Here is a 9,387-nt window from a genome sequence, read left to right as displayed (position 1 = left end):
GAGCTCGTCGTCGGGTGTCTCGACCCGGGCGTCCAGACCCGCCAGCGTAAGACGGTGGATGCGGTTGCGCAGATCCCGGTAGGCATCCGCCAGCGCCTCGCTCAAACCCGCGTCGATCACGCCCTCGCGACCAAGCGTTTCCAGCGTACGGATCTTGTCCGGCCAGTCGCAGACGGCGGGATGATCGTGCGCGGATACCAAAACCCAGTATTGAACCATGAATTCAATATCAGTGATACCGCCCCGGTCGCGCTTGAGATGGAAGCCCTGGCCCTTCTTCGAGGCGTGTTCCGCCAGCATGCGATCGCGCATCTCGACGACTTCGTCGCGCAGGGCCTCGGCATCGCGCTCGCGCGTCAGCACCTCGCGGCGCAGGGCATGAAACTGCTCGCCCAGCTCGGCGTCGCCACTCACGAAACGTGCCCGCACCAGCGCCTGGTGCTCCCAGGTCCAGGCGGACTCGTCCTGGTAGCGCCGGAACGCCTGCAGGCCGCTGACCAGCAACCCCGCCGTGCCACTGGGCCGCAGCCGCGTATCCACCTCGTACAGGCGGCCCGCCGGGGTGAAGGCCCCCAGCAGATGCACCACCCGCTGGGCCACCCGCGCGAAGAACTCGGTATTGTCGATCACCTTCGGGCCCGCGGTCTGGGCGTCGTCGCCCTCGCTGTCGTGCAGGAACACCACATCCAGGTCCGAGCCGTAGCCCAGTTCGAAGCCGCCGAGCTTGCCGTAGCCGATCACCGCGAAGCGCGCCACGCGCCGCGCATCCGCCGCCCCGCACTGCGGCTCGCCATGGCGCTCGACCATCTTCTCCCAGGCCAGCTGCAGCACCTGTTCCAGCAGCACCTCGGCCAGCCAGGTCAGGTGATCCGAGACCTTCATCAGCGGCAGGAAACCCATGATGTCGGCCGCCGCCACCCGCAGGGTCTGCACCTGCTTGAACTGGCGCAGGCGGTCCAGCATCTGTTCGTGGTCCTGCTCGGGGAACTGGGCCAGCTCGGCCTCCAGCTCCTCGCTCAGCCCGTCGCGGTCCGGCGGCGCATACAGCGCGCGCGGATCCAGCAGTTCGTCCAGCAGCACCGGGTGCCGGGTGAGCTGCTCGTTGATCCACGGGCTGGCGGCCACCAGCTTCACCAGCTGCGACAGCGCCAGCGGATTCTCCACCAGGAGCGACAGATACACCGAGCGCCGGGCGATGGTGCGCACCATCTGCAGCGCCCGCGGCAAGACCGCGTCCGGGGCCTCCATCTCCGCAATCGCCCCGATCAGCAGGGGCATGAGGCGATCCAGCCGCTGACGTCCGGTCACGCTCATCGCGCGCACGCCCGGACTCTCGCGCAGATCGGCAATGCCGCGCAGGGCCTCGTCCGCGTCCTGGAACTCCATTGCCTCGAGAACGGCGCGTGCGTCCGCCTCCGGCAGCGAACCCTGCCACAGGCGATTGAGCTGCTGCTCGCGGTCGGTCTCCGACGAGGCCTCCATGGCTGCGTCGTCCGCCCGTTGCGGCGCACTGAACACCTGCTCGAAATGGGCGTGCACCCGCCGCTGCTCGCGCAGCAGCGCCATCTCGAAGGAGGCCTCGTCGTCGAACCCCAGCGACAGGGCCAGGCGGTGTCGATCGTCGCCGTTCGAGGGCAAACGATGCGTCTGCTGATCATTCAGCATCTGCAAGCGGTTCTCCACTCGGCGGAGGAAGCGATAGGAGCACTCCAGCTGCTCGACGGCATAGCCGGGCAGGAGTTCGCGATCCCGCAGTACCCCCATCACGCCCAGGAGGTCACGGCGCTGCAACGCCTGGTCGCGCCCGCCCCGGATCAGCTGGAAGGACTGCGCGATGAACTCGATCTCGCGGATCCCGCCCTCGCCGTGCTTCACGTCCTCGAACCGGCCACGCCGTGCCGACTCGTCGTTGATCATCTGCTTCAGCTCGCGCAGGTTGGCAAGCGTTCCGTAGTCCAGGTAGCGCCGGTAGATGAACGGGCGCAACCGGCGCATCAGGCGCGCGCCGGCCTCGGGGTCACCCGCCAGCGGGCTCGCCTTGATCAGGGCGTAGCGCTCCCACTCGCGCCCGTGCGCCTGGTAGTAGTCCTCCATCGCGTCAAAGTGCATCACCAGCGGGCCGGAATCGCCGAAGGGCCGCAGGCGCATGTCCACGCGATAGCAGAAGCCGTCCGCGGTCACGTCCGAAAGCGCCGCAATGAGCTGCCGTCCCAGGCGCTGAAAGAACGCCTGGTTCTCGATCACGCGCTGGCCATCGGTCTCGCCCGCCTCCTCGAAGGCAAAGATCAGATCGATGTCGGAGGAAAAGTTGAGTTCGCTCCCCCCCAGCTTGCCCAGCCCCAGGACCACCATGGACTGCGCTTCGCCCTCGGGCCCGCGCGGCTGGCCGTAGCGCTCCTGCAGGTGGCGGTCCAGCCATTGCAACCCGCCCTCGATGAGGGAACGGGCCAGGCGGCTCAAGTCGTGCATCACCTCGTCGAGATCGGCCTGGCCGGACAGATCCCGCCAGGCAACGCGGATCATCTCGCGATGCCGTATCTCGCGCAGGACATGACGCAGCTCGGCATCGTCGGTCACCCCCTCCAGGCGCGCCCGCAAGATGCGTTCGAAGGCCGCATCGTCGCAGGCCGCCACCCGGCCCTCCGGGTCCAGCGCCTCCAGCAGGTATTCCGGGTGCTGACGCACGGTCTGGACCAGATAGTGGCTGAAGGCGAACGGCGCGGGAGTCGAGGCCAGGAACGTATCCGGCCAAGCAAGCTGTTCGTCCAGGTCGGCCAGCAGGTCGCGGACCTCCTGTTGCAGCTGCGATGGCAGGGGAGCGGGGGATTCGGGCAGGGGCTTGTCCATGCGCCAAGCGTATCAGCGTTGTGCTTCAAGACCACCCTGATCTTCGCGGGCCCTTGACTTGGATGGAAACACGAATAACAATCGTTCTCGGAATCACCAACATAGGAGCTTCAAATGATGCCCCCCCGACTTTCCTGGTTAATCAGTGCCACTGCGGCACTCGCCGTCAGCATGCCCGTCATGAGTTCCAGCCTAGCCGCCTCCGAAGAAGTGAACCTCTATTCCGCGCGGCAGGAATCCCTGATCAAGCCTCTCTTGGAAGACTTCACCAAAGAAACCGGCATCGAGGTCAGGTTGCTGACAGGAAAAGCCGACAGTCTCCTGCAACGCCTGCGCCAGGAAGGGCGCAATTCGCCCGCGGATGTCCTGATTACCGTGGACGCGGCGCGGCTGCATCAGGCTCAAGAGGCCGACGTCCTGCAGGCGGTAGAATCCGACGTGCTGCGCGAGAACGTCCCGGAGCGCTACCGCGACCCCGAGGGTATGTGGTTCGGTCTTTCGTCACGGGCTCGCCCGATCCTCTATCACAAGGACCGGGTCGACCCGGACGAACTGTCGACCTACGAGGCTCTGACCGACGAGCAGTGGGAAGACCGCATCTGCATCCGCTCTTCCAGCAACGTGTACAACCAGTCGCTGGTCGCCGCGATGGTCGCCACCGAGGGCGCCGAAGCCGCCCAGGACTGGGCCACCGGCATCGTCGACAACATGGCGCGCCCGCCGCAGGGCGGCGACCGCGACCAGATCCGCGCCGTGGCCGACGGGGTCTGCGACATTGCGATCGCCAACACCTACTACCTGGGCCTGATGCTGGATGGCGAGGACGATGACCGCGAGGTCGCCGAACAGATTGGCGTCTTCTGGCCCAACGAGGACGGCCGCGGTACCCACGTGAACATCAGTGGAGCCGGTGTCACGGCGAATGCGCCGAACCGGGACAACGCAATCCGCCTGCTGGAGTTCCTGTCCTCCACGGAGGCACAAGAGTGGTACGCCGAGGTCAACCAGGAATATCCGATCCGAGACGACGTTCCGGCCAGCGACATCCTTCAGGGCTTCGGCGAGTTCAAGGCGGATGACATCGAGCTCTACCGTCTCGGCAACCACAACGCCGAGGCCGTACGCATCATGGACCGCGCCCGCTGGCGCTGATGCCCGTCCGGACACTCACCGTTCCCTATCGCCCCCGGTTTCCGGGGGCATTTTTTTTGGACCACAACAGGCACGGACGGTGGGGAGAAAACCGCAAAACGGACCCAAACAGGGAGCGTCGCGCGCAGCGAAACATATCATCGCACTGCCGGGTGGGATCCGGGGTGTTTCGCTGCGCGCGACACATCCAGCATCCGTATCTGCCGCCCGGTCCCATGCCATCCGCAGTTTTCTGGGTGCCATCTTGGTGCAGACACGCGGCCTCCCCAACGCCCCCCGGCATGAGCCCGGTCACCACCGCGCCCCCGACAATCCCGCCAGTCGCAAGGCGGTCATAGTAGTATTCGAAACAAGAACCTTTACTATTCGCACTCTATGACCGCTCCGACGACAAGCCCCGCCATGACCGCGAGCCTCTCGGCGCGTCGGCGCCTGCTGTTCAGCCCCTGGTCGGCGGTCGCGATCGTCGTGGCGCTGACACTTGCCCTGCCGATCCTGGTCATCTTCGGACACGTCTTCATCCCCGCCGGGGAGGTCTGGACCCACCTGCGCGAGACGGTGCTCGCCGACTACGTGCTGAACTCCCTGGCGCTGCTGATCGGTGTCGGGATCGGCGTGCTGCTGATCGGGGTACCGGTGGCCTGGCTGGTGAGTATCTGCGACTTTCCCGGCCGCGGAATCTTCCAGTGGGCGCTGATGCTGCCGCTGGCGATGCCGGCCTACATCATCGCCTACACCTACACCGGCATGCTGGATTTCAGCGGCCCGGTGCAGGGCGCGATCCGCGACCTAACGGGTCTTGGCTACGGCGAGTACTGGTTTCCCGAGATCCGCTCCCTTGGCGGCGCCACGGCCATGCTGGCACTGGTGCTGTACCCGTATGTCTACCTGCTCAGCCGGGCCGCTTTCCTGGAGCAGTCGGTCTGCGTGCTGGAGGTCTCCCGTACCCTGGGGGCCGGGCCCTTCGGCGGCTTTCGCCGGGTGGCGCTTCCGCTCGCGCGTCCGGCCATCATCGCCGGGCTGACCCTCGCACTGATGGAGGTGCTGGCCGACTACGGCACGGTCGCCTACTTCGGCGTGAGCACCTTCACCACCGGAATCTTCCGCACCTGGTACGCCCTGGGCGATCCGGCCGCGGCCGCCCAGCTGTCGGCGGTCCTGCTGACCTTCGTTTTCGTGCTGATCGTGCTGGAACGCTGGTCACGCGCCAAGGCAAGGTTTCATCACACCAGTCGGCGCTACTCCACCCTGCCGCGCTATCAGCTGCGCGGATGGAAGGCGGCCGCGGCATTTTTCGGCTGCCTGCTGCCCGTCCTGCTGGGTTTTCTCCTGCCGGCGTTCCAGCTTGGCCTGTGGACCGTGCAGACCACCGAGCAATGGATGAATCCGGCCTTTGGCCAGCTGGTTTTCAACAGCTTCTGGCTGGCCATCGCCGCAGCCGTGATCGCGGTCGCCCTGGCGCTGGTCCTCGCCTATGCGCGGCGCATGGAGGGCGGGCGTTTTACGGGTGTGGCGGTGCGCGTCGCCGGCATGGGCTACGCCGTACCCGGCATCGTGATCGCCATCGGCGTGATGATCCCGTTTGCCGGCTTCGACAACGCCCTGGACGGCTTCATGCGCGACACCTTCGGGCTGTCCACCGGCTTGCTCCTGTCCGGCACGGTGTTCGCCCTGCTGTTCGCCTATACCGTGCGCTTCCTCGCGGTCTCACTGCAGACGGTCGAGGCGGGGCTGGGCAAGATCCAGCCCAGCATGGACGACGCCGCCCGCTCGCTCGGCATGCGCCCGCTACAGACACTGACGCGGGTGCACTTGCCGATCATGCGGGGTACGCTGCTGACCGCATTGCTGCTGGTGTTCGTCGATGTCCTGAAGGAATTGCCGGCGACGCTGATCCTGCGCCCGTTTGACTTCAACACCCTGGCGGTGCGCGCCTTCGAGCTGGCCAGCGACGAGCGCCTGGCTCAATCCTCCAGCGCCGCCCTGGCAATCGTGCTGGTCGGTCTGGTTCCCGTTATCCTGCTGTCCGTGACCATCGGCCGCTCGCGCCCCGGCCAGCAGGACCCGACCCGCGCGGTGGACGAAAACCCGCCGCAAAAACCCCTCGCCATGCCCGCAGGCACGACGAATACGCCATGACCCAGCCCATCGACACCACCCTGCAGGTGCCTCACACGCCACTCGTCGCCCTCGACCGCGTGGATATCGGCTATGACGGCACCGCCGTGGTCCATCAAGTGTCGCTGTCCCTCTCCAAGGGCCAGATCGGCTGCCTGCTGGGCCCCTCCGGCTGCGGCAAGACCACATTACTGCGCGGGATCGCCGGCTTCGAACCGCTGATGGCAGGGAGTATCCAGCTCGACGGACGCAGCGTCAGCGATGCCCGCGGAACGGTACCGCCGGAAAAGCGCGGCGTCGGCATGGTCTTCCAGGATTTTGCCCTGTTCCCGCATCTCAGCGTGGCCGGCAACATTGCCTTCGGCATCCGCCACTGGGGCCACAAGGACCGCAACGAACGCATCCGCTCGCTACTCAGTCTGGTGGGCCTGTCCGGCTACGGCGAATCCTTTCCGCATGCCTTGTCCGGCGGCCAGCAGCAGCGCATCGCGCTGGCCCGGGCGCTCGCACCACGACCCAAGCTGCTGCTGCTCGACGAACCCTTCTCCAGCATGGACGTCGAACTGCGTAGCGAGCTCGCGCGCGAGGTGCGCCGCATCCTGCGCGCGGAGAACACCACCGCGATCCTGGTCACCCACGACCAGAACGAAGCCTTCGCCTTCGCCGATCGCATCGCGGTGATCCACCAGGGCCGCGTGGCCCAGTGGGATACCGCCTACAACCTCTATCACCGGCCGGCAGATCGCTTCGTAGCGGATTTCGTCGGCAAGGGGACGCTGATCCCCGGCATGGTCTGTGCCGAGCACGTGGTCGACACCGCCTTCGGCCAGATCGAGGGGATGCTGTCCGAGCAACTGCCGCCCGGCACTGCGGTGGACGTCCTCGTACGCCCGGACGACATCGCCATCGACAACGAGGCCGGCACGATCCGCACAGAGGTCCTGGACAAGGCCTTCCGCGGCGCGGATTTCCTCTACACCCTGCGCCTGCCCGACGGACTGAGCGTGTTGTGCATGGCTCCCAGTCACGACAACTTCGTGATTGGCGAACACGTGCGCCTGCGCCTCGATTTCACGCATCTGGTGGTGTTCTCGCGCGGCAGCGGGGTCGACTGCCCGGCCTCCTGATCCACTGCCGACGCGACACAAGTCCTGAACACTCGGGAACTCGTGCGAGTCCGCGCGTTCGGTTGCCCACACGCGCCCCCAAGGGAGACTCTGATTGTCGTACGCACTCGCGTTGGCACCCCGGGCTTTCCCAACCGGGTGCTACACAGGCCCGGGGAACCCGGAGGCATCAACCCCACAGGCTATCGAATGCGGGGGTCCGGCCACCCATTGGTGACCAAAAACGGGCGCGCGCACGGCGTTGCGGCTCCGCTGTAGGAGAATGACTGCACGGGAGTCACCCCGGCCTCGATTGCACGCAAAAGCGCCTCGAGCGCGTACATTGACCAGTGTCTCCGCTCCAACCGCTATCATCTTTCCATGACTCGTCCCTCCACCCTGTTCATGCCTCGCCCGTCCCGCCCCCGGCTCGATGCGGTTGCGCTGGTCCTGCTGGCGCTCCTGGGCATCGCGGGCCCGGCCGGGGCGGAGAACGGCCCGACTCCGGGCCTGCAGATCGAGGGGGGCAGCGACGTACAGCGCGAGAACATCGGCAACAGCATCAACTTGGCACGCCACCCCTGCGACCTGCAGGGATTTCGCGAACGCAGGGTGCTGCGCAACACCGAGGAGCGTGCCCGCAACGCCCTGCGCGCGATCGGTTTCTACGACGCCGAGCTGGAGCTGGGCTTCGAGCGCCGCGAGGACTGCTGGGACATTCACATCACCCTTGATCCTGGCCCTCCGACCACCATCGAGCAAGTGGATGTACAAATCACCGGCGAGGGAGCCGACGATCTGGGTTTCGAGGCGGTGCGCAGCCAGACCGAGATCGGCGAGGGCGACACCCTGCGTCATGACCGGTACGAGGCCCTTCGCAACCGCATGACGCGGATCGCATCCGATCGAGGCTACTTCGATGCCGACCTCCACACTCGGCGTCTGGAGGTCGATCGCGAGAACCGCACCGCCACCATCCGCCTGCACATGGATACCGGCGACCGCTACCGCGTGGGCCAGGTCCGCATTGACCAGGACATCCTGTCCGACGACTTCTTGCAGCGCATGGTGCCGTTCGAGGCGGGCGACCCGTACAGCTCGGCGCAGATCATCGCGCTGCAGCGCAACCTGAACGACAGCGGCTACTTTGGCGGCGTGCGTGTACGTCCACAACGCGATGCGGCAGAGGGTCTGCAAGTCCCGATCCTGGTCGAGCTGGAACCACGCAAGCGCCACAGCTACGAGGCCGGCATCGGCTACTCCACCGATATCGGCCCGCGCATCCGCCTGCGTTACGAGCACCGCTACGCCAACGCGCGGGGACACCGCTACCAGGCCGAGATCGAAGCGTCGCCGGTGCGCTCCGGCATCGGCTACAACTACGAGATCCCGCTGCGCGACCCCCTGCGTGAACGCCTGAACCTGTTCACCACCTATCGCACTGAGGAGACCGACACCCAGGCGTCCGACCGCTTCCAGATCGGCGCCAGCCGTATTCTGCAGCGCCGCAGTGGCTGGCAGACCACGGAAGGGCTGCGCTACGAATACGAGGACTTCACCGCTGGCGAGAAAGACAACGGCCGCAGCAGGCTGCTGATTCCGTCCTATCGGATCAGCCGCATGGACGCCGACGACCCGATGACCCCGCGCCGTGGCTACCGCTTCGAGGCCACCGTGCAGGGCGCACGCGAAGAGATCCTGTCCAGCACTGCGTTCGCCCAGGTCCTGGCCAGCGGCAAGCTGGTCCGCGGCATCGGCCCCGGCCGGGTATTGGCCCGCGCCGATGCCGGCTTCACCGATGTTGACTCGGTTCACGACCTGCCCAGTTCCCTGCGTTTCTACGCTGGCGGCGACGCCAGCATTCGTGGCTACGGCTACCAGCGGGTCGGGCCACGCAACGAGCACGACGAGGTGACCGGCGGGCGCCACAAGGTGGTGGGCAGCCTCGAATACGAGCACCCGGTCGTCGGAAACTGGAGTGCCGCCGCCTTCGTCGACGCCGGCAACGTCGTCAACGAGTGGGACGAATTCGACCCGGTCTACGGCCTCGGCATCGGCGTGCGCTGGCGATCGCCGGTTGGCCCGATCCGGGTGGACCTGGCCCACGGGCCGGATTCGGAGGACGACGTCCGCATCCACTTCTCGATGGGGCCGGACCTGTGAA

Annotated in this window: 5 protein-coding genes; 4 read left to right on the top strand and 1 reads right to left on the bottom strand. The window is 66.5% G+C overall.

Features of this window, described 5'->3' with window-relative positions:
• A partial coding sequence (glnE, locus tag ACESLR_RS07240; RefSeq protein ID WP_373066911.1) for a bifunctional [glutamate--ammonia ligase]-adenylyl-L-tyrosine phosphorylase/[glutamate--ammonia-ligase] adenylyltransferase occupies positions 1-2,847 on the bottom strand: 2,847 nt, incomplete at its 3' end.
• 114 nt (positions 2,848-2,961) lie between these two features.
• On the opposite strand from glnE, the gene ACESLR_RS07235 reads away from it, so the two are divergent.
• The 4 genes from ACESLR_RS07235 (at position 2,962) to ACESLR_RS07220 (ending at position 9,386) form a co-directional block, all read left to right on the top strand.
• A complete protein-coding gene (locus ACESLR_RS07235) occupies positions 2,962-3,999 on the top strand; it encodes a Fe(3+) ABC transporter substrate-binding protein (RefSeq protein ID WP_373025712.1) in 1,038 nt (345 codons plus the stop codon).
• Between the two features lie 375 nt (positions 4,000-4,374).
• Positions 4,375-6,138, top strand: a complete 1,764-nt coding sequence (locus ACESLR_RS07230; RefSeq protein ID WP_373025714.1) for an ABC transporter permease — start codon at positions 4,375-4,377, stop codon at positions 6,136-6,138.
• The gene (locus ACESLR_RS07225; protein WP_373025715.1) at positions 6,135-7,244 is read left to right on the top strand and encodes an ABC transporter ATP-binding protein; all 1,110 of its coding nucleotides are present in this window, start codon (positions 6,135-6,137) and stop codon (positions 7,242-7,244) included. The genes ACESLR_RS07230 and ACESLR_RS07225 overlap by 4 nt, the downstream gene beginning before the upstream one ends.
• A gap of 360 nt (positions 7,245-7,604) precedes the next feature.
• Positions 7,605-9,386: an autotransporter assembly complex protein TamA gene (locus ACESLR_RS07220; protein WP_373025716.1), complete on the top strand. Its 1,782-nt coding sequence runs from the start codon at positions 7,605-7,607 to the stop codon at positions 9,384-9,386.
• Position 9,387: the final 1 nt, after the last annotated feature.

This window comes from Thioalkalivibrio sp. (assembly GCF_041685615.1).
Classification (GTDB): Bacteria; Pseudomonadota; Gammaproteobacteria; order Ectothiorhodospirales; family Ectothiorhodospiraceae; genus Thioalkalivibrio.
This window is presented reverse-complemented; position numbering and strand designations above follow the sequence as displayed.